A 26,769-nucleotide genomic window follows, 5' to 3' on the forward strand; every position below is an offset into this window, starting at 1 on the left:
AACAACCGAGGCGAAATCGTGTCATTTGTGCAACAAGACATTGTCATAGCAGCCGGGCTGCACCGGGAAAGCGCTGATGCCTATTGTACGCGTCGATCGGTTCGGTAAAAGTCCACCAAGAAGAAGGAGCGCACAGCGCGTCTTTTTCGATATTGGGGATGGGGCAGGGAAAGCTGTCCTTCAGCAAAAAATACCCAGACCCGTTTTTTAACTTTTGACTGGAGGTCAGAAAATGAACATTAAGAGCCTTCTTCTCGGCTCCGCTGCGGCCCTCGTCGCAGTCTCCGGTGCACGCGCTGCTGACGCTATCGTCATTGCCGAGCCGGAACCAATGGAATACGTCCGCGTCTGCGACGTGTACGGCACGGGCTACTTCTACATCCCAGGCACCGAAACCTGCCTGCGCGTCGGCGGCTATGTCCGTTACCAGATCGGCGCTGGCGACAATGTCGGCGGTTACGGCGGCCTTCAGGGCGTCGCTGATCGTTCGGAAGGCTTCGATCCGATCACTGGCCTTGCGAACGAAACCAATGACACGTACCGCAAGAATGCACGTTTCTCGTTCCAGACCTGGACCGCTTCGGAAACCGAACTCGGCACCCTGCGCACCTTCACTGAGACCCGCTTCAACTACGGCACTAACGCTAGCGTTGATGGCTTCGGCAATCTCTATGCTGTGAACGACTCGTCGTTCTCGCTGAACTTCGCTTGGATCGAACTCGGCGGCTTCCGCATCGGTAAAGACGAAACCGCATTCATGACCTTCAACGGTTATGCTGGCGGCGTCATCGCCGACGACATCATCGGTTACGGCAAGTTCGACACCGATCTGATCAGCTACACCTTCGATGCAGGCAATGGCTTCTCGGCTATCGTCTCGCTCGAAACCGGTGAAGATGGCCTCGACAGCTACATTCCGCACGTCGTTGGCGGTGTAAAGTACACCGGCGGCTGGGGTGGCGTGTCGTTGGTCGGCGCTTATGACAGCGTTGTTGAAGAGTGGGCTGCCAAGGCTCGCGTCGACTTCAACATCAACTCACAGTTCTCCGTCTTCGCAATGGTTGGCTACGGTTCGGATAACGACGACTTCGTCGCTTCGGACTACAACTACAAGAACTGGAATGAAAACTGGGCTGTTTGGGCTGGTGCAACGTACCAGGTCAACGAAAAGGCTGCGATCAACGCACAGGTTGCTTACAACGAAGGCGACATCTGGGCTGCTTCGGCAAACGTAGCTTACGAATTGGTTCCTGGCTTCAAGATCACGCCAGAAGTCATCTACACGAACAGCGGCGACCTTACGCCGGCTGGTGAAGATGAGAGCCAGTTCGGTGGCGTTATCCGCTTCCAGCGCTCGTTCTAATCAATCGTCAGGTTGATTTGAGAAAAACCCGGCGGGCAACCGCCGGGTTTTTTGTATTTGGACTATCGTACGTTCGTTTAGAAGCGCACCAGCCAAAACTCAGGCGATGCGCGCCTCCACTACCGGCTTCGGCTTGGCCAGGAAGACCAGTGCAAGCCCGACAGCCGCCAGAACGGCACCCGCGATCGGCACGGCCGCATAGCCGAAACCGCTGGAGATTACCCCGCCGCCGACCGCCGCACCCAACGCATTGCCGAGATTGAACGCACCGACATTGACCGACGAGGCAAGACCGGGCGCTTCGCTGGCCGCCTGCATGACGCGCATCTGTACCGGCGGAACGATAGCAAAAGCCGCCGCGCCCCATGCCAGCAGACCAATCGCCGCGCCGATATGGCTCGTCATTGCCAGCGGCAGAACCAGCATGATGACGACCAATGCCGCCAGAAACAGCTTTACACTGCCATCGAGCGACCAATCGGCGAGGCGTCCGCCAGCAGCATTGCCGATCGTGAAGCCGAGGCCGATCAGCACAAGGCCGAGCGTCACGAATGCAGCCGATGCGCCGGTGATCTGTTCGAGTGCGGGAGCCACATAGGTATAAAGCGTAAACATCGCGCCCGCCCCCATCACGGTCGTCGCCATCGCCAGCAATACCGCCGGTCGCGTGATGACCGTGAGTTCCTTGCGGATATCGGGCATGGTCCCGGCAACGCCCTTGGGCAATGCGAAGTAAAGTGCCGCCATCGCCAACAGGCCAAGCCCGGCGGTACCGGCGAAGGAAACGCGCCAACCGACCTGCTGGCCGATCCATGTAGCTGCCGGAACACCGCCGACATTGGCAATGGTAAGCCCCATGAACATCATGGCGACTGCACTCGCCTGCTTTTCCTTAGGCACGACGCTGGCCGCAACCATCGAACCAAGCCCGAAAAACGCCCCGTGATTGAGGCTTGTGATCACCCGCGCGATCAGCAGCGTCCAGTAATCCGGCGCTACTGCTGAAAGCAGATTGCCGACCGTGAAAATCGCCATCAGCGAAATCAGGGCGGTCCGCGTGCGCACCCGGCCAAGCGCCAGCGTCATGATCGGCGCGCCGAGCATGACGCCCAGCGCATAGGCGCTTATCAACAGACCGGCCGTGGGAATCGACACCCCCACCCCGGTAGCAATAGTCGGGAGCAGGCCCATCGGGGCGAATTCGGTCGTGCCTATGCCGAACGCGCCGATTGCCAGCGCCAGAAGCGGCCAGTTGAGTTTCATTATATTTTCTCCGGAGTGATTGCCGCACATGCGCATCAGGCACAGGCGATTGGCAAGTTAAATTATAGGCTTAGCGATCCCAATCGGGCGCCAGACCTTCTGGGCTGACGAGGCGACCGCCGGGCTTTGCGAGACCATCGATCCTGGCCATCTCATCCGCGCTGAGCTCAAAATCGAAAGTGGCGAAATTCTCCGCGACGCGCGCGGGTTTTGCCGTTTTTGTCAGCGCAACCAATCCATGTTGAATGAGCCAGCGCAAACCGATCTGCGCCGCGGATTTTCCATGCACCTGTCCGATCGACCGCATCACCGGCTCATCGATGACCTTGCCGTCCGCCATGCCATAATAGGCAGTCGTGGCAACGCCCGCCTCCGCAGCCGCTGCGATTACCCGGCACTGATCCAGATAAGGATGCACTTCGATCTGATTGGTGACGATCGGCGCATCACTCAAACGAACCGATTCCCGCATCTGGGCGATATTCTGGTTGCTCACACCGATATGCCGTGTCTTGCCGGCCGCTTTCACGGCATTCAGCATGGCGATCTGATCGGCGATCGGCACAATATTGCCTGGCCAATGCAGCAGCATCAAATCCACCGCATCGACCTTGAGTCGATCCAGGCTTTCATCGACCGAAGCGGCAAACCGCGCATCGCTGTAATTGTCGACCCAGACCTTCGTGGTCAGGAACAAATCGTCACGGCGCGCACCGGCTTTATCGAGCGCACGGCCTAATGCGGCCTCGTTTTGATAGATCTGGGCCGTATCGAAGTGGCGAAAGCCTGCCTCCAATGCAGCGGGGATCACTTGCTCCACCTCTGCATCCGACATTCGGAATACGCCGAAGTCGAGGGGTGGAAGCGTTGCGCCATTGGCGATCTTGGTCAGCATTATGCGAAATCTCCTGATAAACATGCATATGTGACCGCTTAAATGGCATCGGGCAGGCACCTTGATAATCAGGCGGCCATCCACATCACTCGTGAAACCAGTTCACATATACGCGCTTAAAAACTACAATTCCGGTCTGAAAAGCGGAGAATGACCTTGGATAATCGCATCGGCGAACTGCAGGTGTTCCTCCGCGTGATAGAAACCGGAAGCTTTTCGGAGGCAGCACGCCTTCTCTTGATGACGCCATCGACCGTCAGCAAGCTCATTGCCCGCATCGAAACACGGCTTGGCGTCAGGCTGATCGAGCGATCGACCCGCCGTCTTTCGCTGACGGACGAGGGCAAACTGTTTTACGAGCGCGGCAAGGCTCTGGTCTCGGAATTCGACGATTTCGAGCGTGAACTGACGCAAGGTGCGGAGAACGCATCTGGAACCGTTCGCATCAACACGTCAGTCGGCTTCGGCGTCTGGGCGATTGAGCCGCTTTTGCCGGACTTTTGGGCAGCGCACCCCAACATCATGATCGATATGTCGCTGTCCGATGAGATCGTCGATCTTTATCTGGAGCGCACCGACATCGCCTTTCGCATCGGCGCCTTGCCCGATTCAGGACTGACCGCGCGAAAAATAGGCTCGGCGCAGCGCAGAATCGTCGCCTCACCGGACTATCTGAAACGCCACGGAGCGCCGCAGACGCTGGATGACCTCGACAAGCACAATTGTCTCAGCTTCAACTTCCGCCGCGCAGCCCCTGTCTGGCCGTTCAAGGAAGGCAGTCGGATCGTCGATCGCGTGGTGAGCACCAATCTTCTGGCCAACAATGGCGAGACAGTGCGCCGGTTGGCGATAGCGGGAATGGGTCTGGCGCGACTGGGCGACTTTCATGTCCGCGAGGACATTGCAAAGGGGCGATTGGTCGAAATTCTCACCGATGCAGGCGCGGAAGACAGGGAAGAAATCCACGCTTTGTATCTCGGCGGGCACCATATGCCGCATCGGATAAGGCTGTTCCTCGATTTTATGATCCCCCGCTTGCAGTCCTACATGCAGGAAGGCTGACTCATCCGGGCAACTCCCGCCATCACGTAACACCGTTTGTAACGAGGAAGCAGATCGACTAGATTGCGCGTTCCGAAGAAACGCAACGAGCTGCAAAGCAATCCGAAATGAGAACCGATAGCCGCCTTTCGCGCATGCTCCATGTGCTTTTGCATATGGCAAGGCACGATCAGCCCTTCACATCCGAACAGATCGGCAAGATGCTCGGCACAAATCCGGTCGTCGTCCGGCGCACCATGGCGGGACTACGAAAGGCAGGCTATGTGCGCTCCGGCAAGGGGCATGGCGGCGGTTGGGTGCTCGATTGCGACCTGAAACAGGTCACGCTTCTCGACATTCATCGCGCGGTCGGCGGCCCGAAGATCTTTGCCATCGGCAATGAACACAGTTCGCCGGATTGCGCCGTCGAGCGCATCGTGAACAAGGCCCTCGATGATGCTTTGCGGCAGGCCGAAGCGCTGCTGATCGAGCGGCTGGGGTCAGTCCCCATGTCCGATCTGGCCGCGGAGTTCGACACGATTTGCCGCGCAAATCCGCAAAGCAAATTCACCGCCGAAGCCCACGGCCTGGTTGGACATCAGGCTGCAAAAATCAGCGACTGATGGGTCGCAGAACCCGCCATCGCGCCATCCCCCACCGCAAGCGGCAGTGAACCGGTCGCGCGCGCGGCATCACCGCAGGCGAAAACGCCGGGAACCGTCGTCGCCTTCATGCCGTCAGTCCTTATGAAAGCGCCAAGCGGCCCATCATCGAATGCACAACCGAGTTGTTCGGCGATCGGGCTCGACACGCGGGTATTTGTGATGGTGAACATGCCATCGAGCGGAACAGCCCGGCCATCCTTCAGGATGACATCGAGATTGTCGCCCGCCAGTCGCTCGATAAGTTCACGCTCGATCTTTACCCCGCGGCGCTTCAACTTTTCCAACTGTTCGTCATCAGGCTCGAACGCACCGTTCAAAAACAGCGTCGTCGGCCCCCAATCCGGCAAAAGTATCGCGTGATGCATGGATAAGGGCGAACTCGCCAGAACGCCGATCCGGCCCTGCTGAAGCTCATAACCATGACAATAAGGGCAGTGAAAAACGCTCTTGCCCCAGCGCTCCGATAGTCCCGGGATTTCAGGCAAATCATCGATGACGCCCATGGCAAGCACGATGCGGCTTGCCGTAACGGGCGGTTTGTCTGGCGTATAAATACGGAATCCGCCTTCGATTGCCTCGGCCCGCTCTGCATGTCCCTGCATCCAAGCGACCGTGTCATAGGCCAGAAGCTGCGCTTTGCCCTTCGCGGCAATATCGGCAGGCGTGCTTCCGTCCTGCGTCAAGAAACCGTGCGATGCGCTGGCGAAGCGATTGCGGCGAACCCCGCCGTCAATGACCAGAATAGAGCGGCGCGCCCGCGCCAATTGCAGGCCGGCGGAAAGGCCGGCGTAACTTCCACCGATAATGACGGCATCATAATCCATGCGAGAACCTTCCTTAGAATTTTCTCGCCACCTGATAAGTTACAAAACTAACCGAGTCAATTCACGCAACATACAAAGTTGCAATCCACATCTATGATTGCTGCTTTAGAGCCCTGACACGCAATGGTTCGCCAGTGGCGCATTCCAGTTCGGCGTTCCAGTCGCCAAGATCGGCTGCCGCACGGTAGGTTGTTTCGAGAAATGCCATCAACGCGGCTTCAGGATCAGCCGCCGTCCGCACCGCATTATAGGGCAGAACGAATTCACCTAGCGGCTCGTGAAAATAGGCCTCGGCAGGCTCGACTTTCGCGTCCGAAAAGCCTTTCGGCGTGGGATAGGCATATGAATAGAACGCTGGGAAATCGATGCCGCCACCGCCGGGCCAAAAGCCTGCCGACGACACTTCATGGCTGTATGCTTCTCGGGTGACTTCATCCGGCAATGCCGGAATTCCGCCCGGATGCAGTGGCGCTGGCCGCCCCGAAAACCGCGTCACTGCAAGGTCGAAACTGCCCCAGAAGAGGTGCACCGGACTGCTTTTGCCAAGAAAGCCGGTGCGAAACTGCTGCATGACCTGGGAAATCGAAAGGCTCGCCCGGAAGAAGCGCGTAACCGCATCGCGGTCATAAGGGCGCGGCGTATGATCCTGCGCAAACGGCACCGGATTGGGAATTTCATTCGGCACACCGTTGAAATCCGGCGTTCCGCCAAGCGCCGAGATAAGCGCAATCAGCTTCCGATGAAAATCGGCGACCGTCATCGGCTCCAGCGCGAAGCGCTCGGTGCGGCCATTGCTGGCCGTTCCCACGATCTGATGATCGATGAGATCGAACATGATTTCGATGCCGCCGGGCTTGTCCGCCACCAGACCCATCGTGAAGCCGCGCGTGCAAGGATAGAGCGTCGCATGCCATGAATGGTTCAGCCACGGTGTGCGCGCAAGCCGGTATTTTCCAACAACCTGCGTATAAAGATGGAGGGCAGCGCAGCTATCCTTCCAGGCGGGAAACGGAATTTCGGGCCAGTTTTCCATCATATATTCCTTATCTCGCAGCAACCCAACGAATAGCATAATGGAGCAGGCCCGGTGTACGGTTTATGACGACATGCACCGTCCCGATTCCTTCGCGAGAAAACTGTCGACATGAGTAATCCGCAAGCCCAGAGTTCCAATCCGCTGCATTTCCTTGCGGCTTTCGGCACGGGCGGCCTGCTGACCCTCATGGTGCATTTCAACGGCGAACTTGCATATTATGGCAATGCGCTGTTCTCATCCTGGACGGCGCATGGCACCGGCACGGTTGCAGCACTTGTCCTGCTTGCCATTCTCTATCGCCGTCGCACTTCGCCCCTGCGGCCCAAGCCTCGCGCTCCGGCATGGGCTTATCTCGGCGGACTTTCGGGTGCCGTCACCGTCATGCTGACCTCGGTTGCGGTGAACTCGCCGCTTGCGCTTTCGGGCACGCTGGCGCTCGGACTTGCAGGACAAGTCACGTTCAGTCTGGCGGCCGACCGCTGGGGATTGTTTGGCCTGCCCAAGCGCTTGCCGGATCTGCGCGACCTTGCAGCCCTTGGCCTTATCCTCGCAGGCAGCGCCCTCATCATCCTTGCGAGCAGGGCCGGCCTATGATTTTCATGATCCTTCTGGCCTCGATGGGCGGCGTTCTGGTCGGCCTCAGCCGGCAGCTCAACGGACGGCTCAGCGTTTCTACCTCGCCGCTCATCGCATCTTTCTGGAACCACCTCGTCGGCTTCGTCGCATTGACGGCACTTGGTCTTCTGATCGGCGGCCTGTTGCCATCGGGCGCCGCAGACGCGCCATGGCATGCCTATGTCGGCGGCCCTATCGGCGTGATTTTCGTTGCATCGGGCAGTTGGGTCATCGCCCGCATCGGCGCGGTCAACACTGCCCTGCTCGTCATTGGTGGCCAGATGGTATCGGGCGTGGTATTCGATCTTTTCCGATCGGTTCCATCTTCCCTTTGGCTAAGCAGCCTCGGCGTTCTCCTCATCCTTGCAGGCACCGCGATCACGCAGCGTCGCGGCAAATTCGGCGCGAAATCGCCCAAGAGCTGAGGCGCCCGCACCCGCCGGGATCGATATCGCATGTCGGGAGTTGTAACCGGACCTTATAAGGAGTGCCGCACATGGCCGACGACAAAACAAAAATCAAAGAAGACCGGAAACTTGTTGCGAACAACGAGACTTATGAAGTCGATGCTTTTGCGAAGAAGTTTGGCGTGCCAACCAGCGAAGCCAAGACCATAATCAAGCGCTACGGCCCTTCCCGTCGCAAGCTCGATGCACATATGGCATCCCGCAACTCGTAAAACTCACTCTTTGCGGATCAGAAATCGATAGCAAACGCCGGATTCCGTCATAATGACATGCGGGCCGGCAGCGGCGCGCCTGTACGCACGCTTGAGCAATCTCCAGAAAACGAAATACCGGGATTGTGCCTGTGGCCCATTCCCATGATGCGGGCGCCCTGATACCGGTCTCTGCCCAATCATGGGTGGGGGAATAATTGAAATGATCAGATCGCACTTCGTAGCGGCTTCAATGCTTGCCGCCTGTATTGCTTTTCCATCTCTGGCACAGGCCGAAGACCTTGTTTTCACACTGGAAAACGGCACCAACTCGGTTCTCACCGAGTTCTACACATCGCCGACCGGCGTCAATGAATGGGAAGAAGATATGCTGGGCCAGGACGTCCTGGAACCCGGCCAGCGCGTCCAGATAACCATCGCCGACGGTCGCGACGTCTGCAATTACGACATGAAGTTCGAGTTCAGCGAAGACTCCGATCTCGACAGCACGACCGATACGCAGGACCTTTGTGAAATGGGCTCTTACACCATTCACGAATAAGCACGACCGGCCCTTGTCCGCTTTGCGGGCAAGGGTTGCTCCGTCTGGCCAGCCTGACGCCTAGAGCGGATTCTGTTTTGACGGAATCACGAGGTGCCCCCGCTGTCCCGCCAGCGTTCCCATCTAAAAATGAAAGGCTCTAGCCCGCAACCCCTTGCTATTCTTGAAGTCGTAACCTGCGCGATGGCAGTCGGCTTCATGATCGCGGGAATGCTGCTTGTATGGCTCGATCAAACGCTTGCACGGCAAGGCCGATCATAGGGACGGGTAAAGAATAAGCCGGCTTTCGCTCAGCTTCATGCAGTTTAGCGCGGCGTGTCGCCTGATCAGCTACTTGCTGCGATAGCGTGTTGTGCACCTTCGACATTCTGGATCGCCTTGATCTGAATGTCATCGCAGAGCAGATGGTTCAGTGCGTTGACGACATCATCGACATGCTCGTCGATAGAAAAGCCGTCTTCGATGGGCACCAGCGCCGACAACGTGATCTGGATCTTTTTCTGCATCGTTTCCCTAAGCCCCAAGCAAAAGATGAGCATTTCATTTGCCGAATGGCAATAATACTCCTGGGGTTATCCCACGACTTATTTCGAATTCTCTGGGATATTCTGCAAAACGCCAGCCATCGCTGCAACGAGCGCATCGGCGTCATAAGGCTTGCGAACGATCGGCACGCCTGAAAAAATATCGGGGATCATCGTGCCATCGCCATAACCCGTGGCGAATATGAAGGGGATCGAACGCCGCATAAGTTCTTCCGCCACGGATATCGACGTGCCCTGCCCCAGATTGACGTCGAGCACGGCGACATCCGGCGTCAGGCTGCGCAGCTTCAACATCGTCTCGGCCACCGAATTCGTAGTCGTGATGTCCGAAATGCCATATTCACCCAGCATGCTCTCGACATCCATCGCGATCAGCATCTGGTCTTCGAGCAGAAGCACGCTGACATCCTTGGCAAGTCCCGGCCCAAGCGCATCTGCTGTACGGCGCCCGGATTTCGGGCTGGCATCCGAATGTTGCGACGGCGACACATGGCGCGAAGGCAGAAGGAAGCGCGCGACGACACCGCCCGAAGCATAATCGACCGTGCTTTCGCCACCCAGATCATAAGGAATGCTGCGGTCGATGAGAGCCGTACCGAAGCCTTCGCGGGAAGGCGGCGAAACCCGCGGACCGCCGCTTTCGCGCCAGAATATCTCGCATTCCCCTTCCGGCGTCAGGTGCCAGGTCACTTCGAGCGTACCGCCATCGCGCGACAGCGCGCCATACTTCGCCGCATTGGTCGCAAGCTCGTGCAATATCAGCGCCATGACGGAGAAAGCGCGGCTGTCCAGCCAGACGCCCTGCCCTTCCAGCATGATCGTCCGCGATTGCGCGCGATAAGGCGTGAGTTCGGCATTGAGAAGATCGTAGAGCTGCCCGCCGCCATCGCCGCGCACCACCTGATCATGCGCATATGACAGTGCCTGAATACGGCCTTTCAGCGAAACGACATAATCCGCAAGGCTTTTGCCTTCCTGCACCGGATGCCCGACCAGCGACTTGATCACCGCCAGTATGTTCTTCACGCGATGGTTCAGTTCCTCATTGAGCATGCGCTGGCGCACGTCGAACTTGCTACGTTCCTGGGCCATCAGTTCGTTGTGACGAAGCACCACCTCGACGGTCGCCGCCCTTGCCGCTTCGGCAATGTCGCGATCCGCTTCGGTCCATGCCAGCGACTGCCGATGAACCGACTCCTTCCAGATCGCGAAACTCTTGCGCGGCGTCAAACGGTCGCCCAGCGGTCCGGCCTCATAGGTTTTTTCGGGATTGCCGCCCCAATTTAGCGTCTGCACCAGCTCCTTGCGGAAAAAGAACAAATAGTCGCCCGGCTGCAACGATAGCGGTATTGCAAGCACCCCGGCAGCGACTTCGTGGTAATCTTGCGCGCTGGCAAGCTTCTGCGGCAGCGAATGCGTCGCCCATATCTTGCCATCGGCGACCGATCCCACGAACCGCGCAAGCGCCGGTATCGCCTCTTTCGGCGCCGTCGTGCCATGCGCGCTCCAGCGTCCGTTCATCAACAGGCCAACGCCGTCGCATGGCATGAGACGAATGAGGTCCGGCAGGCTTTCGCGCAAAAGCTCCTCGACATCGGCATGATGCGAGGCAAGCCGCAGGAACTGGTCAAGCGAGCGGCGAGCGGCATTCGCCGCTTCGAGCTTGTTTTTCTGCTTCAGCACTTCGAGATGCAGCGAGAAGAACTCCCCGAACATTTCCGCCGCAACCCGTTCGGTCATCGGAAGTGTGCGCGGCGAATAATGGTGACAGGCGATGAGCCCCCACAATTTTCCATCGACAATCACCGAAATCGACATCGACGCCGCAACGCCCATATTGCGCAGATATTCGCAATGGATCGGCGACACGCTGCGCAGATGCGCAAAAGAAAGGTCCAGCGCCTCGCCCGAAGCATCCATCACGGGAACGATCGGCACGCGTATGCAGCTTGCGTCCGAAATGATGCGGATCGTGTTTTGCAGATAGAGCGCGCGCGCCTGCTGCGGAATATCGCCCGCCGGAAAATACTGCCCCAGAAAACTTTCGAGATCGGAGCGCTTTGCCTCGCTGGCGACCTTGCCGGACCCGTCCTGCTCGAACCGGTATATCATCACCCGATCATAGCCGAGCATGACCCGGATGAGCTTCGCCGTATGCGAAATGAGCCGATCCACCGTGTCGATAGTGCTGATGCGCCCGATCAGGTCGCGCGCAAGCTGCAATGGCTTGTTGGCCGATGCAGCCGGCTCGAATTCGATTATCGTGCTCGACTTGTAGCGATGAACCGAAATGTCGAAGCTTTTTCCGCTCGGCAATGCCATATCGAAAATCAGCGACGGCCGTGAACCCTCGCCCGACGTCGACATAGCGTTGCGCAAAGTATGCGCGGCATCCGATCCTACGAGGGATTCAAGCCCCGCACCGTTGATCTCGCCGCTCAGTTCCAGCATTTCGCCGGCATTGACCGAGTGGCGAACGACAGACGCGCCGTGAATATCGCAGACGAGCATGCAGCCATGCGGCTGAATGCTGCCCGGAATATGGATCGGCTCGCGATCGCAGTTTGTGAGATCGACGCGCTCAGCAGACATTTGCGATACTCATGAAGGAACGCTCCGCCGTCAATTCTCTCAGCCGGAAACGCCGTGTCAGATTCTGCATGCCGGGAAACTAAAACCCGTGGGAATTAATTGCTATAACTTTGTTACAATGGCCTGCCGTTTTTCGTGCGAACCTTTACCGGGTCAGACAGCCGCGCGGCCCATGCGTTTCGCGACCGCTCTTTCGATTGCCGAAAGCGAATCGTAGATCAGCACCGCAAGAATACCGACGATCAGGCCGCCTTGAAGGATGAAGGCGAGATTGTTGGACAAAAGGCCAGCAATGATCACCTCGCCCAAAGTCTTTGCCGCCACCGTCGAACCGATCGTTGCGGTTGCAAGGCTGATGACGACAGACAGGCGAATGCCCGCCAGAATAACCGGTGCGGCCAGCGGCAGCTCGATCTTGAACAGTTTTTGCCGGTTCGTCATACCGAGACCGCGCGCGGCTTCCGTTACATTTCCCGGCAATGTCGTCAGCCCGGTCAGCGTATTTTCGAAAATCGGCAGCAATCCGTAGAGAAACAGCGCAATCAGCGTCGGCTTTTCACCGAAACCGACCGCCGGAACGGCAAGCGCCAGAACCGCGACCGGCGGAAATGTCTGGCCGATATTCACGATGCTGCGCGACAGCGGCAGGAATTCCGCCCCGACCGGGCGCGTCACCAGAATGGCGAGACCGACGGCAACGATGGTCGCAGCAACTGTCGCTATAAGCACCGTGCGCAAATGCATGAAGGTCAGTGAAAGCAGGCTGCCCTGATTGTAGATCGCAGGCGCATTGTTGCGCGTCAGCGGCCGGAACACCGGCTCGAAAAGCTGTGGCGACACGATGAATGCGATCAGCAGCGCAAGCGCCACCAACCGCAAAATCGTCGGTATCGTCAGCCTCATGCGGCAGGCCTCGCCGCGTGTTTTATCAGGCTTTTGACCGTCACACGGCCAACCACTGCGCCATCGGCACCGACCACCGGCAATGCCGGACGGCCCGACCAGAGAAGTTCTGCCAGCGCATCGCGCTGCGTCGCCGTGTCCGGTATCGCCTCGCCCGCCGCCTCACCCTTTTCGACCACATCGCCAACAGCGCCCAGCGAAAGCAGCCGGAATGGCCGGTCTCCGGTGCCGATCAGCGTTTCGACAAAATCATTGGCAGGTTTCGCAAGAATTTCGGCAGGTTTTGCATATTGGATAAGCTTGCCGCCATCCATCACGGCAATCTTGTCGCCCAGATGGATAGCTTCCTCCATGTCGTGCGTCACCAGCACGATGGTCGTACCGAAGCGCTTCTGGATCGAAAGCAAATCTTCCTGCGCTTTTGCACGAATGACCGGATCGAGCGCACCGAAGGGCTCGTCCATCAAAAGCACATTCGGCTCTGCGGCAAGCGCGCGCGCAACGCCGACGCGCTGCTGCTGGCCGCCGGAAAGCTCATAGGGAAAGCGCGGGCCGAAGGCTTCCGGGTCAAGCTGGAACAGCGAAAGCAACTCGTTTACGCGCTCATTGATACGCGCCTCGTCCCAGCCGAGCAGCACCGGAACGGTCGCGATATTCTGCGCCACGGTCCGGTGCGGAAACAGCCCATGCCCTTGAATCGCATAGCCGATCCGGCGGCGCAGCTCGTAGCCCGGCATCGAGCGATTGTCCTCGCCATCCAGCTTGATGACGCCCGATGTCGGCTCGACCAGCCGGTTGATCATGCGCAGCAGCGTCGTCTTGCCCGAGCCGGACGTGCCGACGATCACCGTCACCGTGCGCGGTTCGACGACCAGCGACACATCGTCGACAACAGTCGTATCGCCATAGCGCTTCGTGATATTTTCGATCTCGATCATGCTGCTCTGCCTTGCGGAGTTGCGGTCAATTCGATGATGGCGTCGAGAATGATTGCGGCGGCGAATGCCAGCGCAACAGTCGGCACGGCACCCAGCAGCACCAGATCCATCGCAGTCTGGCCGATGCCCTGAAACACGAAGACGCCAAAGCCGCCTCCGCCGATGAGTGCGGCAATCGTCGCAAGGCCGATATTCTGCACGAGCACGATGCGTATGCCGGTCAGGATAACCGGAAAGGCCAGCGGAAACTCCACGCCGAACAGGCGCTGGCGGCTGGTCATGCCGACGCCGCGCGCCGCATCGTTGGCCTCGCGCGGCACACCTGCCAGCCCGACCACGGTGTTCGCAACCACAGGCAACAACGAGTACAGAAACAGCGCCACGAAAGCAGGTGCCGTGCCGATGCCGCGAATACCAATTGCCGCCGCGCCCGGAACGTTCAGCGCGATCCAGCCCAGCGGTGCAATCAGAATGCCGAACAGCGCAATCGACGGAATGGTCTGCACGATGTTTAGAACGTTCAGCACCGCGTCACGCAGTCTCGGCACTCTATGGCAAACGATGCCCAACGGCAGGCCTACGATGACGGCTGCGGCAAGCGAACCGAGCGCCAGCGTCACATGCTTGCTCGCCTCGTTCCAGAACGTATCCGCGCGGCTCGAATATTCCTTGAGAATGGAAAGCCCGTCCCAGCTTCCCGAAACAAGCAGCAGGAAGATGGCAAGTGCCGCGACGACGAGAACCGCAATGCGCATCAACGGTGAAAGCTTCAGCCGGGCCAGCGCATCCGTCATCAGCAGGGAGAACGAGAATAGCAGCAGCCAGAAGCCGGATGCAGGCGAAACCCGCGCGTAATTATTGTCGGACGGCGTGAGAAAATCGGCAGAAATCCCGATTGAAAAGGCGAGTGCTGCAAGCGCCACAATGCTTGCCGCAAGCCTCAGCCAAGTCGGCGTTTTGAACAGCGCAATCAGCGTTGCGACTGCGATGATGACAAGCAATGCCCATCCGCCACTTGGCGGCAAAGCTTCCAGAAGCGATCTTGGTTCACCGGCAATGATGCGGTTGGCGCGGAACGTCGCAAGCGGCGCGATAAGGCTCGCATAAGCGGCGAGCGCTGCGATTATGACGCCGAGCTTGTCCAACCTGAATTGCATCGCCCCTCTTTCTCCCGGTTGGGCGGGATCTGGCCAGAAAACTCTGGCGACCCCGCCCGTCCCTCTCCGGGACCTCAAATTACTTGAGGAAGCCGTTCTGCTTGAGGAAGTCTTCGGCAACAGCCTTTGCAGGCTCACCACCGACCTGAACGCGGCCGTTCAGTTCCTGAAGCGTCACAAGGTCGAGCTTTTCGAATACCGGCTTTAGAAGTTCCTCGATCTTCGGATTTTCCTTGAGCACGGCCTCGCGGATGATCGGGGCTGGCTGGTAGACCGGCTGCACACCCTTGTCGTCTTCCAGAACGACCAGACCGGAAGGCGCGATGCCGCCATCCGTGCCGTAAACCATTGCTGCATTCGCGCCATTCGTCTGGTTGGCCGCAGCCGCAATCGTCGCCGCCGTATCGCCGCCCGAAAGCGTGATGAGCTGCTCGGGCTTCAGCGTGAATCCATAGGTCGTTTGGAAGGCCGGAAGGGCCGCAGCCGAATTCACGAATTCGGACGATGCCGCCAGAACGACCGTGCCGCCATCGCTGACATATTTGCCGAAATCGGAAAGCGTCTTCAGATTGTTCGCCTCGGTCACATCCTTGCGAAGCGCGATGGCCCAGGTGTTGTTGGCGGGCGAAGGCGTCAGCCAGACGATCTTGTTGGCATCATAGTCGAGCTTCTTGGCTTCCTCATAGGCTTTCGCCGCATCCTTCCATGCCGGATCGTCGGCCTTCTCGAAGAAGAACGCCGCATTGCCCGTATATTCCGGGTAGATGTCGATCTCGCCAGCGGTGATCGCCTGCCGCACGACCGGCGTGCCGCCGAGCTGAATGCGATCGGTGGTCGCTATATCATTGGCGTTCAGCACCGACAGGATGATGTTGCCGAGCACGCCGCCTTCGGTGTCGATCTTGGAAGATACGACGACCTGCGCGCTGGCAGCGCTCATCGAAAGCGCAATTGCAAACGCGGTGCCGAGAATGATTTTTGTGGAAGACATTTTCCGTTTCCCTTGAATTTCGGATGCGAATGCGCCTTTGGACCACAAATCCTGTGCATCGTCGGGGCATACTATTCTCCAAACTGGTGCATCCGCAAAAATTTGGAAGATATTGCAGCCTATAAAATTTCAGTTTGTGCGGTTTAGCAACGTAGGTTTGTCAGGAGCCTGCAATCCGGCGCATGGCGATAAGCCCAAGCCAGACGCCGCCGACGCAGAAGATCAGAAAGATCCAGCCTGAAAGCGCACCGGCATGGATGCCGGACAGAAGAACACCAACCGTGCAGCCAAGCCCGGTCATCGCGCCCCAGCCCATCAACACGCCACCAGTCAGGCCCTTCACGATCTGACCACCTGTCGGCAGCGTCGGTTTGAACTGCCCGGCACCGAGCGCCGAGGCGAAACTGCCAAGAACCAGACCAATCACGAACAGTCCGTTTGCCGAAAGCAGCGTCTCTTTCACCACCGTCGCGCAGCCGCGCAGCGTGTCGAGGCCGAGCAATGTTCCCGGCAGCGCATCGTAAGCGCGGCCTGCCGTGCGGACGAGACTGCCCAGTTCAGCCGTAACGCCAAGCGGCGCGACCCTGAAGAAATAAACGGCGGAAATCACGCCGACCGCAATTCCGCCGATCAAAGCAGGCCAACGCTCGACGAAAACCGAGCGGCCAAGCACTGCAAGCCCATCGCCCGATGCGTTTTCGACCGTCACGCGCCTGCCATATGCGACGACCGCAATAAGCAATCCCGCACAAAGCAGAAGCGTCACGGCCAGCGTACCGGCATAGCCGATCGAGTGCGGCAGCCAGACGACCGGGCTTTCGGAAACGCTTGCCAGATAGATCGGATTCCATGTGACAAACCCAAGGAAGAACCCTGCGCCCGCGCCGATCAGCGCAAATGGCGACGCAGCCGATCCCTCGCCCAGCCGATAGAAATGCGCCGAAAGGCACGACCCGGAAATCGCCATGCCGATGCCGAAGACAAAGGCCGCTACCGCCAGAAACGGACTGACCGGACCGATATGCGCGTTTGGCGGAAGCCGTCCCGGCTGCGGCACCGGCGCCCAGGCCATCATCACCGCATGGTAGAGCACCGCACCCACCGCCAGCGCCACAATGATCGAAACCAGCCCACGCGCATCGCGCTTTTCGATGAAATCGCGGAAATTGCACAGAAAGCAGAAGCGCGAACGCTGCAAAACAATGCCGAACACCGCCCCGACGATCAGCGAAAACACGAGATTGCGCGCGGTCGGGTCGCCCGAAAGAAACCACGCCCAAAGCGCCAATCCGGCAAGTATCGCAACAGGCAGAACCACACGCACAGGCTTTGCGATCATTTCAGATATCCGTTTATACGAGGAAAAGCGGACACCTCGTCAGGTGCCCGCTCCTTCGAAAAGTCCGATTGTGAAGCTTATTTACCGGTCCATACGGTGCCTGCGACATTGACCACCGGAACGCCGACGGCATTGCCATATTCGGTCCACGAACCGTCATAGTTCTTCACGTCGTAGCCAAGGATGCGCTTGAGCGCGAACCATGTGTGGCTGGAACGCTCGCCGATGCGGCAATAGGTGATGATCGGCCTGGAGCCATCGACGCCCACCTCGGCATAGATCGCCTTGATCTCGTCGGCCGATTTGAACGTGCCGTCCTCGTTGACGATCTTGCCCCAAGGCACATTTTCCGCACCCGGAATATGACCGGCGCGCAGCGAAAGCTCTTTCACGCCTTCCGGCGCAAACACCTTGCCGGTGTATTCGTCATTGGAGCGTATATCGATCAGCTTTGCTTCCGCACGGCCTTCCGCGACGTCGAGAACGTCGCTCAGACGTGCGCGCAGTTCATTGTTGCGCTCCGGCAATTCGATGGCCGAATCGTCATGATCGACCGCAGCCGTGTCGAGCGGCAGGCCATTGGCCTCCCAGAGCTTTCGCCCTCCATCGAGCAGCTTCACCTGATCGCCGAGACCGTAGACGTCGAATACCCATGCGCCCCAAGCTGCGAACCAATTGTTGTTGTCGCCGTAAAGAACGATCGTCGTGTCCTTGTCGATGCCTGCGGCGCGCAGCGTCTCCTGGAATGCTTCGCGCGTGGCGATGTCGCGCTTCACCGGATCGACCAGATCGGTGTGCCAGTTGAGATGTGCCGCACCTGGAATATGGCCGCGCTCATAAACGCCCGTATCGACACTGACTTCAAACACCCGCACTTTCGGGTTTTGCAGATTGTCCTGCACCCAGTCGGCGCTGACCAGCGCATCGGAAGCCTGCGCACTTGCCGCGACGATAAATCCTCCGAGGAGAGCCCCCAGCCCTTTCAGATATTTCATGTCCTTCTCCTGTGTTTAAACGGTCGTTCGTAATTGCCTGATTGTCCGCGCACGGCCGTCATGACAGAACCTTGCTGGAAATTGCATGTTATGGATCGACACAACTTAGGAGAGCGAAAAAATTCCAAATTTCGCACCTCTGGAGAACGATCATTCCAGAAGCGCTTGAAGCTTGCGCGCAAACCGCGTTTGACCTCTACTCGGCCACCAACAATCGAGAGCGATGAAATGAACGTTATAAATCGGGCAGCACTCGGCTTTGCGGGCCTTTGCGGCGCTTTGGGCGTGGCGCTGTCTGCAATCGCCGCTCATGCAGGCGGCGGCAATCTCGGCGTCGCCGCATCCTTCCTGCTCGCCCACGCCCCGGCCTTCCTCGTGCTCGGCTTCGTTGCGGGCAAGCTTCTACGCGTTGGATCGTGGGCGCTGCTTGCCGGGTTGATTCTGTTTGCGGGTGATCTGGTGTCGCGAGACTATCTCGGACAGCGCCTGTTCCCGCTCGCCGCGCCTTCGGGCGGCATCTTGATGATTGCCGGCTGGGTTCTCATCGGCGCACAGGCGTTTTTCGGCAGGCTTCACTATCCAACCAGATAAGAACCGGTTTATTTCTGCGCTTTCGCCTTCGCATTCTTCTTCAATTTGGTCTGATTGTAGTCGATGGCAGCGCGGACGAGGTTTTTCAGGGCGCGCTCATCGACCTTGTCGCCCTCGAAAAAATCGATTACGCGCCTTGTATTACCGTTTAGCTCTGCGTTGAAAAGCTTGTCCGGGTCCGAAAGCCCCGCCCCATGGGCAAATGTGAGCTTCACCTTGCCCTTGTGAGCATTGCCAACCGCGATCATTCCGTCGCGCGACCACACCGGGCTTCCCATCCACTTCCATTCCTCGATTATCTCGGGGTCAGTCGCTAGGATGATCTTGCGGACAGCGGCAAAGGTTTCGCCACGCCAGTCAGTAATTTCCGCAATTAGCTGATCGATGCGTTCCGAGGGATTCATTGGCGTTGTGCCCCGAATTCAAGTTCCGGTTCATGTGCCTGCAATGATAGCGCCACGGTGGAATTGTGAAAAGAGATACGAGCCGGAGTAAGCCGCGACCGTTTCGAACCCGCAGGGTTCGCAAGCCCGACCGGGCGTCGCGCGGTCAGCGCGCCCCATCGGAGGCATGAGCGAAGCGAATTGCCGTGAGATAAAAATGGTGGAGCCAAGCGGGATCGAACCGCTGACCTCCTGCATGCCATGCAGGCGCTCTCCCAGCTGAGCTATGGCCCCACGATGCGGGTGTTGGACACCGGCAACTCTGGTAGTGGTGGAGTTGAGAACGAACCCTGCTCCACCGGTCTGGATGGCGGCTTCTAGCGCCGCCTCACCTCAAGATCAAGCCTCTGTGGAAGCTTTTTATCGAGCGGTGAAAATGCCGCCCCGAACGCATGCGCATCCGGGACCGGCATGAGCCTGTATCATGTATCGTCGTCGTCGTCGCCAACACCGATAATGTCTGCAACGTCATCGTCGTCTTCTTCCTCGTCCTCGAGGAAGGTATCTTCATCGTCGTCGCCGAGATCGACGTCTTCTTCATCGTCGATATCCGGCACATCGTCGCCGGTCTTTGCTTCTTCGTCCGCCTCTTCGAGCGAAACGACTTCGGCGCCTTCTTCTTCGTTATCGACTTCTTTGTCTTCGACTTCCTCTTCTTCAGCCGCCATTTTTTCGGCAGCGGACTGGAAGTACGACAGGGGATACGACTTTCCGGTATAAGGAGAGACGATCGGATCCTTGTTCAGATCGAAGAATTTGCGGCCCGTTTCCGGGCAGATACGCTTTGTACCAAGTTCGGGTTTTGCCACGTGAGAGCCTCGTCCTTAAAAGTTTGGTCCCCATAACCGCAGTTTGCGGCCCTGTCAAAGCTAAATGGGACATATCTGTCAATGGAACGAAATGCTCTTTTACAAAGCCTTTCGCAAGGGGGACACCTCATGGTAGGAGACCGCCGCATCATCTGGAAGGCCGAACTTGCGATCTTCCCTTGTGAGGACCATTCATGACCGCGCATTCTACGCCAAAGCCTGCTCTCGCCCGCTCTTCAAACTCGCTCACCGGCCGTTTCCGCGTTCCGGGCGATAAGTCCATTTCCCACCGCTCCTTCATGTTCGGCGGTCTGGCATCCGGCGAGACGCGCATTACCGGCCTTCTCGAAGGCGAAGATGTGCTGCGCACCGGCGATGCCATGAAAGCCATGGGCGCGCGAATCGAAAAGCACGGCGCTGAGTGGATAATTCACGGCACCGGCAATGGTTGCCTGCTGCAGCCGCAAGCGCCGCTCGATTTCGGCAATGCCGGCACCGGCTCGCGCCTGACCATGGGCCTTGTCGGCACATATGACATGGAAACGACCTTCATCGGCGACGCATCCCTTTCGGGACGGCCAATGGCGCGCGTGCTCGATCCGTTACGCGAAATGGGCGTTCAGGTGCTGAAAGCCTCACCCGGCGACCGTATGCCGATCACCCTGCGCGGCCCAAAACATGCCGCTCCCATTTCCTATCGCGTGCCGATGGCATCCGCTCAGGTCAAATCCGCCGTGCTTCTCGCCGGCTTGAATACGCCCGGCGTCACCACCGTCATCGAACCAGTCATGACGCGCGACCACACGGAAAAGATGCTCAAGGGCTTCGGCGCGAATATCGAGGTCGAGACGGACAAGGACGGCGTGCGTCACATCCGCATCGAAGGTCAGGGCAAGCTCGACGGCCAGACCATCGCGGTGCCGGGCGATCCCTCTTCATCCGCTTTCCCGATCGTGGCAGCGCTGATCGTTCCAGGCTCCGACATCACCATCGAAAATGTCTTGATGAACCCGACCCGCACCGGCCTCATCACGACCCTTCTGGAAATGGGCGGTTCGATCGAACTGCTGAACCCGCGTAGCGAAGGCGGCGAAGATGTCGCGGATCTGCGCGTCCGCGCCTCCGAACTAAAGGGCGTCACCGTTCCCGCCGAACGCGCACCTTCGATGATCGATGAATATCCGGTTCTGGCGGTCGCTGCATCTTTCGCCACGGGCGAAACCATCATGCAGGGCCTCGACGAATTACGCGTGAAAGAATCGGATCGCCTTTCCGCCGTCGCCAATGGCCTCAAGGTCAATGGCGTCGATTGCACCGAAGGCGAGGCGTCACTGTCGGTGCGCGGCCGCCCGGATGGCAAGGGTCTCGGCGGCGGCATGGTCGAAACGCATCTCGACCACCGCATCGCCATGAGCTTCCTCGTCATGGGCCTTGCGTCGGAAAAGCCGGTCAGCATCGACGATCAGGCGATGATCGTCACCAGCTTCCCCGAATTCATGGGATTGATGACCGGCCTCGGCGCAAACATCGAGCCGCTGGAAATGGCTGCGGGCTAAAAGATGCTGGAGCAGTTTGCCTCGTTCGTAACGACATATCTGCTCTATCTCATGTTGTCCGTGCCGTTCATCGTCTGGTCCGGGCGGACGACCTATGCCAGCATCGAGGCGCATGGCGGCAAGCCCGGCCGCGGCGTGACGTACGTCTTCGCCATTTTCCCGCTTGTGCTGACCGCCTATTACATTCTCAGCGGCATAGGCGGCACCCGCGAAGAGGATTTCGACATCGGCCCCACCACCGCCTTTCGCCAGGAACGTGTCAGCGACTGGGGGCCATATCTGTTTCTAAGCCTGCCGCCCGCCTGGGGATTGCTGGCAGGGTATGTGATCGCCAATATTGTCAGCCGCCGGAATGCAGGAAAAGCATGACGACACCATTCACCATCGCAATCGACGGACCCGCCGCATCCGGCAAGGGCACGCTCGCACGCCGTCTTGCCGACTATTATCACCTGCCGCATCTCGATACCGGCCTCACCTATCGTGCGGTTGCGCATATGATGCTGGCGAGGAATTGGTCGCTGGACGATGAAAGCCATGCGGTCGCCGCCGCAAATCTGGTCGATCTCGGCAATCTCGATCGCGAAGCGCTGTCGGCCCATGCGGTTGCTGATGCAGCGTCCCGCGTTGCGGTCATCCCCGAAGTCAGGCGCATTCTGGTTGAAAAGCAGCGCACCTTTGCTGGACAGAATGGCGGTGCTGTGCTCGACGGCCGCGACATAGGCACGGTCGTCTGCCCTCAAGCCGAGGTAAAGCTCTACGTGACGGCCAGCGCCGAAGTGCGCGCGACGCGCCGCCTGCGCGACATTGAAGGACGCGGCGGACAGGCCGATTTCAGCCAGATTCTCACGGATATTCAGCGCCGGGACGAGCGCGATATGGGCCGCACCGACTCGCCGCTCAAACCCGCAGAAGACGCGCACTTGCTCGATACGTCGGAAATGAGTATAGAAGCCGCGTTTCTAGCAGCCAAAGCAATCGTTGAAATCGCGATGGCCAAAAGACGCAATATCTGACCCGGAATGATCCGATTGCCGTTTTCCGGCACTTAAATTCGGAACGAACCGGACCAGAAAACCGCCTGCCAGCATTCTCATGCGCCGAAATTGTCCGCGAAATGCGGCATCAGGGATTAGTCCCGGAATGACGGTCAGGCAAACGCAACTCGAACCAACGGCGCCGGGCTCTGCCAGAATGCAGGGCTTTCCAGGAGAAACAATGTCAGCTTCCAATCCAACCCGCGACGATTTCGCAAGCCTTCTCGAAGAGTCGTTTTCCGACGGCCATTCGGGTGAAGGTCAGGTCGTTCGCGGCATTATCACTGCCATCGAAAAAGACATGGCCATCATCGACGTCGGCCTCAAGGTCGAAGGTCGCGTGCCGCTGAAGGAATTCGGCGCGAAGGCCAAGGACGGCCAGCTTAATGTCGGCGACACCGTCGAAGTCTATGTCGAGCGCATCGAAAACGCACTGGGCGAAGCTATGCTCAGCCGCGAGAAGGCCCGCCGCGAAGAGAGCTGGGTCAAGCTCGAAGAGAAATTCAACAAGGGCGAGCGCGTCGAAGGCGTTATCTTCAACCAGGTCAAGGGCGGCTTCACGGTCGATCTCGACGGTGCCGTGGCCTTCCTGCCGCGTTCGCAGGTTGATATCCGCCCGATCCGCGACGTTTCCCCGCTGATGCACAACCCGCAGCCTTTCGAGATCCTCAAGATGGATCGTCGCCGCGGCAACATAGTGGTTTCGCGCCGCACCGTGCTCGAAGAGAGCCGTGCTGAGCAGCGTTCGGAAATCGTCCAGAACCTTGAAGAAGGTCAGGTTGTCGAAGGCGTCGTCAAGAACATCACCGATTACGGTGCGTTCGTTGATCTCGGCGGCATCGACGGTCTTCTGCACGTCACCGACATGGCATGGCGCCGCGTCAACCATCCGACCGAAATCCTCAACATCGGTCAGACGGTCAAGGTGCAGATCATCCGCATCAACCAGGAAACCCACCGTATCTCGCTCGGCATGAAGCAGCTCGAGAGCGATCCGTGGAACGACATCGGCACCAAGTTCCCGATCGGCAAGAAGATCACCGGAACCGTCACGAACATCACCGACTACGGTGCGTTCGTCGAGCTGGAGCCAGGCATCGAAGGCCTCATCCACGTTTCGGAAATGTCGTGGACCAAGAAGAACGTGCACCCCGGCAAGATCCTGTCGACAACGCAGGAAGTCGATGTCGTCGTGCTCGAGGTGGATCCTTCGAAGCGTCGTATTTCGCTGGGCCTCAAGCAGACCCTCGAAAATCCTTGGGAAGCATTCGCACGCAGCTATCCGGTCGGCGCAGTCGTCGAAGGCGAAGTCAAGAACAAGACCGAATTCGGCCTGTTCATTGGTCTCGAAGGCGACGTGGACGGCATGGTCCACCTCTCCGACCTCGACTGGAACCGTCCGGGCGAGCAGGTCATCGAAGAGTACAATCGCGGCGACATGGTCAAGGCGCAGGTTCTCGACGTGGACATCGACAAGGAGCGTATCTCGCTCGGCGTCAAGCAGCTTGCTCGTGACGCTGTCGGCGAAGCCGCAACGTCCGGCGAACTGCGCAAGAACGCTGTCGTCACCTGCGAAGTCACCGGCGTCAAGGATGGCGGCCTGGACGTTCGTCTCGTCGATCACGACATCGAGACGTTCATCAAGCGCGCTGACTTGAGCCGCGACCGCGACGAACAGCGCCCAGAGCGCTTTACCGTCGGCCAGAAGGTCGATGCACGCGTCATCGCCTTCGACAAGAAGACCCGCAAGCTGCAGGTATCCATCAAGGCGCTGGAAATCGCTGAAGAGAAGCAGGCAGTTGCGCAGTTCGGTTCGACCGACAGCGGCGCATCGCTGGGCGACATCCTCGGCGCCGCCCTCAAGAACCGCGGTGGCAAGGACGAATAGTCCTAGCCGCTAAGGCGATACGAAAACGAAAAACCCCGCCGGAGCGATCCGGTGGGGTTTTTCTTTGCCGGTGCGGGAACAATTCCCCGCAATCCATCTTTGCTCTAACGTGATCCACGCGCCGATTCGTTCGCCACGACATGAAAGCAGTATTCCGTGACCGATCGGTCCTCGCCCCTCGCCCCGTTCAAAAACAGCACCTTCCGGGCCGTCTGGACTGCGAGTCTTGCTTCCAACTTCGGCGGATTGATTCAGGGCGTTGGTGCGGCGTGGATGATGACGTCGATCTCCGATTCGGTGGACATGGTGGCGCTCGTTCAGGCCTCGACCGCACTGCCGATCATGATGTTTTCGCTCGTATCAGGCGCCATCGCCGACAATTTCAATCGCCGCAAGGTGATGCTAGTCGCGCAGTTTTTCATGCTTATCGTGTCGGTTTCGCTGACGGTCGCCGCCTATATGGGCGTCATCACGCCGTGGCTGCTCCTCACCTTCACCTTCCTCATCGGCTGCGGCACGGCGCTCAACAATCCGTCCTGGCAGGCGTCCGTGGGCGATATGGTCCCGCGCGCTGATCTGCCAGCCGCGGTCGCCCTGAACAGCATGGGCTTCAACCTGACGCGCAGCGTCGGCCCGGCCATCGGCGGCGCGATCGTCGCCGCCGCGGGTGCCGCCGCCGCATTCGCGGTCAATGCCGCCAGCTATCTCGCACTGATATTCGTACTCCTCCGCTGGAAGCCCGCAATCCCGCCAAGCCCCCTTCCCCGCGAAACGATGGGTCTGGCGATCGGTGCCGGCCTTCGCTACGTCGCCATGTCGCCCAACATCGAAAAAGTTCTGCTGCGCGGCTTCGTTTTCGGCCTCACCGCAATTTCCGTTCTCGCCCTCCTGCCGCTGGTCGCTCGTGACATCGTGCAGGGCGGCCCGCTTCTTTACGGCGTGCTGTTCGGCGCGTTCGGCATTGGCGCGATTTTCGGCGCCTTGATCAGCGCGCGTCTGCGCGAACGCCTGTCCAGCGAATGGATCGTGCGCATCGGCTTTCTGGGCTTCGCCATCTGCGCCTGCACGGCGGCGATGAGCACGAACCCGATCTTCACCTGCATCGCGCTTTTGATCGGCGGCGCAAGCTGGGTCGTCTCGCTTTCGCTCTTTAACGTCACGGTGCAGATGTCGACACCACGCTGGGTCGTCGGCCGCGCACTGTCGCTCTACCAGACCGCGACTTTCGGCGGCATGGCGCTGGGAAGCTGGGTCTGGGGTTTGATGGCCGAAGAATACGGCCCGGACAAAGCCCTGCTTTCGTCGGCAGTATTGATGATTCTGGGTGCCGCCCTCGGCCTGAAATGGTTCACCCTGCCGGAGCAGACCGTGCTCAATCTCGATCCCCTCAACCGCTTCAAGGAGCCCGACCTCGCGCTCGATCTGAAGCCGCGCAGCGGCCCCATCGTCATCACCATCGAGTACATCATCAAGGAAGAAGACACGCTCGAATTCCTGAATGTCATGTCCGAACGCCGCCGTGTTCGCCGCCGCGACGGTGCCCGCCAATGGGTGCTTTCACGCGATCTGGAAAACCCGGAATTGTGGATGGAAACCTATCACACGCCGACCTGGGTCGAATATGTCCGCCACAACCAGCGCATCACGCAGGCCGATGCCGCAGTCGGCGAAAAGCTGCGGCAGTTGCACAGCGGTTCCGAACCGCCCCGCGTGCATCGCATGATCGAGCGCCCGACCGATTGGGCCGCCTCCATCGTGCAGCCCAAGCACATGGTCGATCTGCACCAGTAGATAGCATCGCGAGGCACCCCCCTCTGCCCTGCCGGGCATCTCCCCCTCAAGGGGGGGAGATTACACCGTCATGAACGCGGGGCATAAATTGCTGACGTTGTAGAAAGAAAGCGGAGAGTGATGTCAGCCAATCTCCCCCCTTGAGGGGGCAGTGTTTACATTGGACTCGTAATGAGATGCCTGTTGAAGAACAGTGCGAGGGTTATGTCGAGCATTTGATGGGTTTTTGAAAAGCGCTTTGATCGCCGGTTGAAGCGGGCGAGGTTGTCGCG

At 58.9% G+C, this 26,769-nt stretch carries 27 protein-coding genes and 1 tRNA gene; 13 read left to right on the top strand and 15 right to left on the bottom strand.

The genetic code is table 11. The annotated features are described in order from the left end of the window. Positions 1-232: 232 nt before the first annotated feature. Positions 233-1,363: a porin gene (locus ABFT80_RS22745; RefSeq protein WP_347974242.1), complete on the top strand. Its 1,131-nt coding sequence runs from the start codon at positions 233-235 to the stop codon at positions 1,361-1,363. Between the two features lie 99 nt (positions 1,364-1,462). Here the strand turns inward: ABFT80_RS22745 and ABFT80_RS22750 are convergent, their stop codons facing one another. Beyond that, entirely contained in the window at positions 1,463-2,626 is a 1,164-nt protein-coding gene (locus ABFT80_RS22750) for an MFS transporter (protein WP_347974243.1), read from the bottom strand. Between the two features lie 70 nt (positions 2,627-2,696). Further along, the gene (locus ABFT80_RS22755; protein WP_347974244.1) at positions 2,697-3,521 is read right to left on the bottom strand and encodes an aldo/keto reductase; all 825 of its coding nucleotides are present in this window, start codon (positions 3,519-3,521) and stop codon (positions 2,697-2,699) included. A 156-nt stretch (positions 3,522-3,677) separates the two neighbouring features. Here ABFT80_RS22755 and ABFT80_RS22760 point away from each other — a divergent pair, with 156 nt between their 5' ends. Both ABFT80_RS22760 and ABFT80_RS22765 read left to right on the top strand, forming a co-directional pair. Beyond that, positions 3,678-4,583: a LysR family transcriptional regulator gene (locus ABFT80_RS22760; RefSeq protein ID WP_347974245.1), complete on the top strand. Its 906-nt coding sequence runs from the start codon at positions 3,678-3,680 to the stop codon at positions 4,581-4,583. A 107-nt stretch (positions 4,584-4,690) separates the two neighbouring features. Next, positions 4,691-5,185: an Rrf2 family transcriptional regulator gene (locus ABFT80_RS22765; protein ID WP_347974246.1), complete on the top strand. Its 495-nt coding sequence runs from the start codon at positions 4,691-4,693 to the stop codon at positions 5,183-5,185. Here the strand turns inward: ABFT80_RS22765 and ABFT80_RS22770 are convergent. Next, positions 5,161-6,051 carry an NAD(P)/FAD-dependent oxidoreductase gene (locus tag ABFT80_RS22770; protein WP_347974247.1) on the bottom strand — a complete coding sequence of 297 codons (891 nt, stop codon included), beginning with the start codon at positions 6,049-6,051 and terminating at the stop codon, positions 5,161-5,163. The genes ABFT80_RS22765 and ABFT80_RS22770 overlap by 25 nt on opposite strands. Positions 6,052-6,142: 91 nt before the next feature. Continuing rightward, entirely contained in the window at positions 6,143-7,087 is a 945-nt protein-coding gene (locus tag ABFT80_RS22775; RefSeq protein WP_347974248.1) for a DUF5996 family protein, read from the bottom strand. Between the two features lie 108 nt (positions 7,088-7,195). Between ABFT80_RS22775 and ABFT80_RS22780 the strand changes: the two genes are divergently transcribed. From ABFT80_RS22780 to ABFT80_RS22795, 4 genes are all read left to right on the top strand, one after another. Continuing rightward, positions 7,196-7,681, top strand: coding sequence for a DMT family transporter (locus tag ABFT80_RS22780; protein WP_347974249.1), 486 nt, complete (start codon positions 7,196-7,198; stop codon positions 7,679-7,681). Beyond that, the gene (locus ABFT80_RS22785; protein WP_347974250.1) at positions 7,678-8,127 is read left to right on the top strand and encodes a DMT family transporter; all 450 of its coding nucleotides are present in this window, start codon (positions 7,678-7,680) and stop codon (positions 8,125-8,127) included. The genes ABFT80_RS22780 and ABFT80_RS22785 overlap by 4 nt, the downstream gene beginning before the upstream one ends. Before the next feature lie 71 nt (positions 8,128-8,198). After that, positions 8,199-8,381, top strand: a complete 183-nt coding sequence (locus tag ABFT80_RS22790) for a DUF3606 domain-containing protein (protein WP_347974251.1) — start codon at positions 8,199-8,201, stop codon at positions 8,379-8,381. Positions 8,382-8,583: 202 nt separating this feature from the next. Then, entirely contained in the window at positions 8,584-8,922 is a 339-nt protein-coding gene (locus ABFT80_RS22795; RefSeq protein WP_455189985.1) for a hypothetical protein, read from the top strand. 326 nt (positions 8,923-9,248) lie between these two features. Here the strand turns inward: ABFT80_RS22795 and ABFT80_RS22800 are convergent, their stop codons facing one another. The 8 genes from ABFT80_RS22800 to ABFT80_RS22835 form a co-directional block, all read right to left on the bottom strand. After that, the gene (locus ABFT80_RS22800; protein WP_347974252.1) at positions 9,249-9,428 is read right to left on the bottom strand and encodes a hypothetical protein; all 180 of its coding nucleotides are present in this window, start codon (positions 9,426-9,428) and stop codon (positions 9,249-9,251) included. Between the two features lie 78 nt (positions 9,429-9,506). Next, the gene (locus tag ABFT80_RS22805) at positions 9,507-12,059 is read right to left on the bottom strand and encodes an HWE histidine kinase domain-containing protein (protein WP_347974253.1); all 2,553 of its coding nucleotides are present in this window, start codon (positions 12,057-12,059) and stop codon (positions 9,507-9,509) included. Positions 12,060-12,212: 153 nt separating this feature from the next. Next, positions 12,213-12,962 (bottom strand): ABC transporter permease, encoded by a 750-nt coding sequence (locus ABFT80_RS22810; RefSeq protein ID WP_347974254.1) that lies wholly within the window; start codon positions 12,960-12,962, stop codon positions 12,213-12,215. Then, positions 12,959-13,900 (bottom strand): ABC transporter ATP-binding protein, encoded by a 942-nt coding sequence (locus tag ABFT80_RS22815; protein ID WP_347974255.1) that lies wholly within the window; start codon positions 13,898-13,900, stop codon positions 12,959-12,961. The genes ABFT80_RS22810 and ABFT80_RS22815 overlap by 4 nt, the downstream gene beginning before the upstream one ends. After that, the gene (locus ABFT80_RS22820; RefSeq protein ID WP_347974256.1) at positions 13,897-15,057 is read right to left on the bottom strand and encodes an ABC transporter permease; all 1,161 of its coding nucleotides are present in this window, start codon (positions 15,055-15,057) and stop codon (positions 13,897-13,899) included. The genes ABFT80_RS22815 and ABFT80_RS22820 overlap by 4 nt, the downstream gene beginning before the upstream one ends. Before the next feature lie 79 nt (positions 15,058-15,136). Then, positions 15,137-16,048: a glycine betaine ABC transporter substrate-binding protein OsmF gene (gene osmF / locus ABFT80_RS22825; RefSeq protein WP_347974257.1), complete on the bottom strand. Its 912-nt coding sequence runs from the start codon at positions 16,046-16,048 to the stop codon at positions 15,137-15,139. Positions 16,049-16,208: 160 nt separating this feature from the next. After that, positions 16,209-17,387 carry a YeeE/YedE family protein gene (locus tag ABFT80_RS22830; RefSeq protein ID WP_347974258.1) on the bottom strand — a complete coding sequence of 393 codons (1,179 nt, stop codon included), beginning with the start codon at positions 17,385-17,387 and terminating at the stop codon, positions 16,209-16,211. A gap of 77 nt (positions 17,388-17,464) precedes the next feature. Further along, the gene (locus ABFT80_RS22835) at positions 17,465-18,382 is read right to left on the bottom strand and encodes a sulfurtransferase (protein WP_347974259.1); all 918 of its coding nucleotides are present in this window, start codon (positions 18,380-18,382) and stop codon (positions 17,465-17,467) included. 228 nt (positions 18,383-18,610) lie between these two features. Between ABFT80_RS22835 and ABFT80_RS22840 the strand changes: the two genes are divergently transcribed. Continuing rightward, entirely contained in the window at positions 18,611-18,973 is a 363-nt protein-coding gene (locus ABFT80_RS22840; protein ID WP_347974260.1) for a DUF423 domain-containing protein, read from the top strand. Between the two features lie 8 nt (positions 18,974-18,981). Here the strand turns inward: ABFT80_RS22840 and ABFT80_RS22845 are convergent, their stop codons facing one another. The 3 genes from ABFT80_RS22845 to ABFT80_RS22855 all read right to left on the bottom strand — a co-directional run bounded on the left by ABFT80_RS22845 (position 18,982) and on the right by ABFT80_RS22855 (position 20,225). Beyond that, positions 18,982-19,377, bottom strand: coding sequence for a DUF1801 domain-containing protein (locus tag ABFT80_RS22845; RefSeq protein ID WP_347974261.1), 396 nt, complete (start codon positions 19,375-19,377; stop codon positions 18,982-18,984). Positions 19,378-19,574: 197 nt separating this feature from the next. Then, a tRNA-Ala gene (locus ABFT80_RS22850) sits at positions 19,575-19,650 on the bottom strand. 188 nt (positions 19,651-19,838) lie between these two features. Next, complete coding sequence (locus ABFT80_RS22855; protein WP_347974262.1) at positions 19,839-20,225, bottom strand: TIGR02300 family protein; 387 nt, start codon at positions 20,223-20,225, stop codon at positions 19,839-19,841. A 194-nt stretch (positions 20,226-20,419) separates the two neighbouring features. Here ABFT80_RS22855 and aroA point away from each other — a divergent pair, with 194 nt between their 5' ends. The 5 genes from aroA to ABFT80_RS22880 all read left to right on the top strand — a co-directional run bounded on the left by aroA (position 20,420) and on the right by ABFT80_RS22880 (position 26,497). After that, positions 20,420-21,781, top strand: coding sequence for a 3-phosphoshikimate 1-carboxyvinyltransferase (aroA, locus tag ABFT80_RS22860; RefSeq protein WP_347974263.1), 1,362 nt, complete (start codon positions 20,420-20,422; stop codon positions 21,779-21,781). Positions 21,782-21,784: 3 nt separating this feature from the next. Continuing rightward, entirely contained in the window at positions 21,785-22,150 is a 366-nt protein-coding gene (locus tag ABFT80_RS22865) for a hypothetical protein (RefSeq protein ID WP_347974264.1), read from the top strand. Continuing rightward, the gene (gene cmk / locus ABFT80_RS22870; RefSeq protein WP_347974265.1) at positions 22,147-22,797 is read left to right on the top strand and encodes a (d)CMP kinase; all 651 of its coding nucleotides are present in this window, start codon (positions 22,147-22,149) and stop codon (positions 22,795-22,797) included. The genes ABFT80_RS22865 and cmk overlap by 4 nt, the downstream gene beginning before the upstream one ends. A gap of 202 nt (positions 22,798-22,999) precedes the next feature. Further along, complete coding sequence (gene rpsA, locus ABFT80_RS22875; protein ID WP_347974266.1) at positions 23,000-24,706, top strand: 30S ribosomal protein S1; 1,707 nt, start codon at positions 23,000-23,002, stop codon at positions 24,704-24,706. Between the two features lie 156 nt (positions 24,707-24,862). After that, a complete protein-coding gene (locus ABFT80_RS22880; protein ID WP_347974267.1) occupies positions 24,863-26,497 on the top strand; it encodes an MFS transporter in 1,635 nt (544 codons plus the stop codon). Positions 26,498-26,769 lie beyond the last annotated feature (272 nt).

This window comes from Foliimonas ilicis, from assembly GCF_039939195.1.
GTDB lineage: Bacteria > Pseudomonadota > Alphaproteobacteria > Rhizobiales > Rhizobiaceae > Foliimonas > Foliimonas ilicis.

Coding starts and splice junctions, on each gene's coding strand:
- ABFT80_RS22805 (WP_347974253.1), bottom strand. CDS start 12,059: ATGTCTGCTGAGCGCGTCGATCTCACAAACTGCGATCGCGAGCCGATC.
- ABFT80_RS22810 (WP_347974254.1), bottom strand. CDS start 12,962: ATGAGGCTGACGATACCGACGATTTTGCGGTTGGTGGCGCTTGCGCTG.
- ABFT80_RS22765 (WP_347974246.1), top strand. CDS start 4,691: ATGAGAACCGATAGCCGCCTTTCGCGCATGCTCCATGTGCTTTTGCAT.
- ABFT80_RS22775 (WP_347974248.1), bottom strand. CDS start 7,087: ATGATGGAAAACTGGCCCGAAATTCCGTTTCCCGCCTGGAAGGATAGC.
- ABFT80_RS22795 (WP_455189985.1), top strand. CDS start 8,584: ATGATCAGATCGCACTTCGTAGCGGCTTCAATGCTTGCCGCCTGTATT.
- ABFT80_RS22865 (WP_347974264.1), top strand. CDS start 21,785: ATGCTGGAGCAGTTTGCCTCGTTCGTAACGACATATCTGCTCTATCTC.
- ABFT80_RS22750 (WP_347974243.1), bottom strand. CDS start 2,626: ATGAAACTCAACTGGCCGCTTCTGGCGCTGGCAATCGGCGCGTTCGGC.
- rpsA (WP_347974266.1), top strand. CDS start 23,000: ATGTCAGCTTCCAATCCAACCCGCGACGATTTCGCAAGCCTTCTCGAA.
- ABFT80_RS22770 (WP_347974247.1), bottom strand. CDS start 6,051: ATGGATTATGATGCCGTCATTATCGGTGGAAGTTACGCCGGCCTTTCC.
- cmk (WP_347974265.1), top strand. CDS start 22,147: ATGACGACACCATTCACCATCGCAATCGACGGACCCGCCGCATCCGGC.
- ABFT80_RS22800 (WP_347974252.1), bottom strand. CDS start 9,428: ATGCAGAAAAAGATCCAGATCACGTTGTCGGCGCTGGTGCCCATCGAA.
- ABFT80_RS22820 (WP_347974256.1), bottom strand. CDS start 15,057: ATGCAATTCAGGTTGGACAAGCTCGGCGTCATAATCGCAGCGCTCGCC.
- ABFT80_RS22840 (WP_347974260.1), top strand. CDS start 18,611: ATGAACGTTATAAATCGGGCAGCACTCGGCTTTGCGGGCCTTTGCGGC.
- aroA (WP_347974263.1), top strand. CDS start 20,420: ATGACCGCGCATTCTACGCCAAAGCCTGCTCTCGCCCGCTCTTCAAAC.
- ABFT80_RS22830 (WP_347974258.1), bottom strand. CDS start 17,387: ATGATCGCAAAGCCTGTGCGTGTGGTTCTGCCTGTTGCGATACTTGCC.
- ABFT80_RS22785 (WP_347974250.1), top strand. CDS start 7,678: ATGATTTTCATGATCCTTCTGGCCTCGATGGGCGGCGTTCTGGTCGGC.
- ABFT80_RS22745 (WP_347974242.1), top strand. CDS start 233: ATGAACATTAAGAGCCTTCTTCTCGGCTCCGCTGCGGCCCTCGTCGCA.
- ABFT80_RS22780 (WP_347974249.1), top strand. CDS start 7,196: ATGAGTAATCCGCAAGCCCAGAGTTCCAATCCGCTGCATTTCCTTGCG.
- ABFT80_RS22815 (WP_347974255.1), bottom strand. CDS start 13,900: ATGATCGAGATCGAAAATATCACGAAGCGCTATGGCGATACGACTGTT.
- osmF (WP_347974257.1), bottom strand. CDS start 16,048: ATGTCTTCCACAAAAATCATTCTCGGCACCGCGTTTGCAATTGCGCTT.
- ABFT80_RS22755 (WP_347974244.1), bottom strand. CDS start 3,521: ATGCTGACCAAGATCGCCAATGGCGCAACGCTTCCACCCCTCGACTTC.
- ABFT80_RS22835 (WP_347974259.1), bottom strand. CDS start 18,382: ATGAAATATCTGAAAGGGCTGGGGGCTCTCCTCGGAGGATTTATCGTC.
- ABFT80_RS22845 (WP_347974261.1), bottom strand. CDS start 19,377: ATGAATCCCTCGGAACGCATCGATCAGCTAATTGCGGAAATTACTGAC.
- ABFT80_RS22790 (WP_347974251.1), top strand. CDS start 8,199: ATGGCCGACGACAAAACAAAAATCAAAGAAGACCGGAAACTTGTTGCG.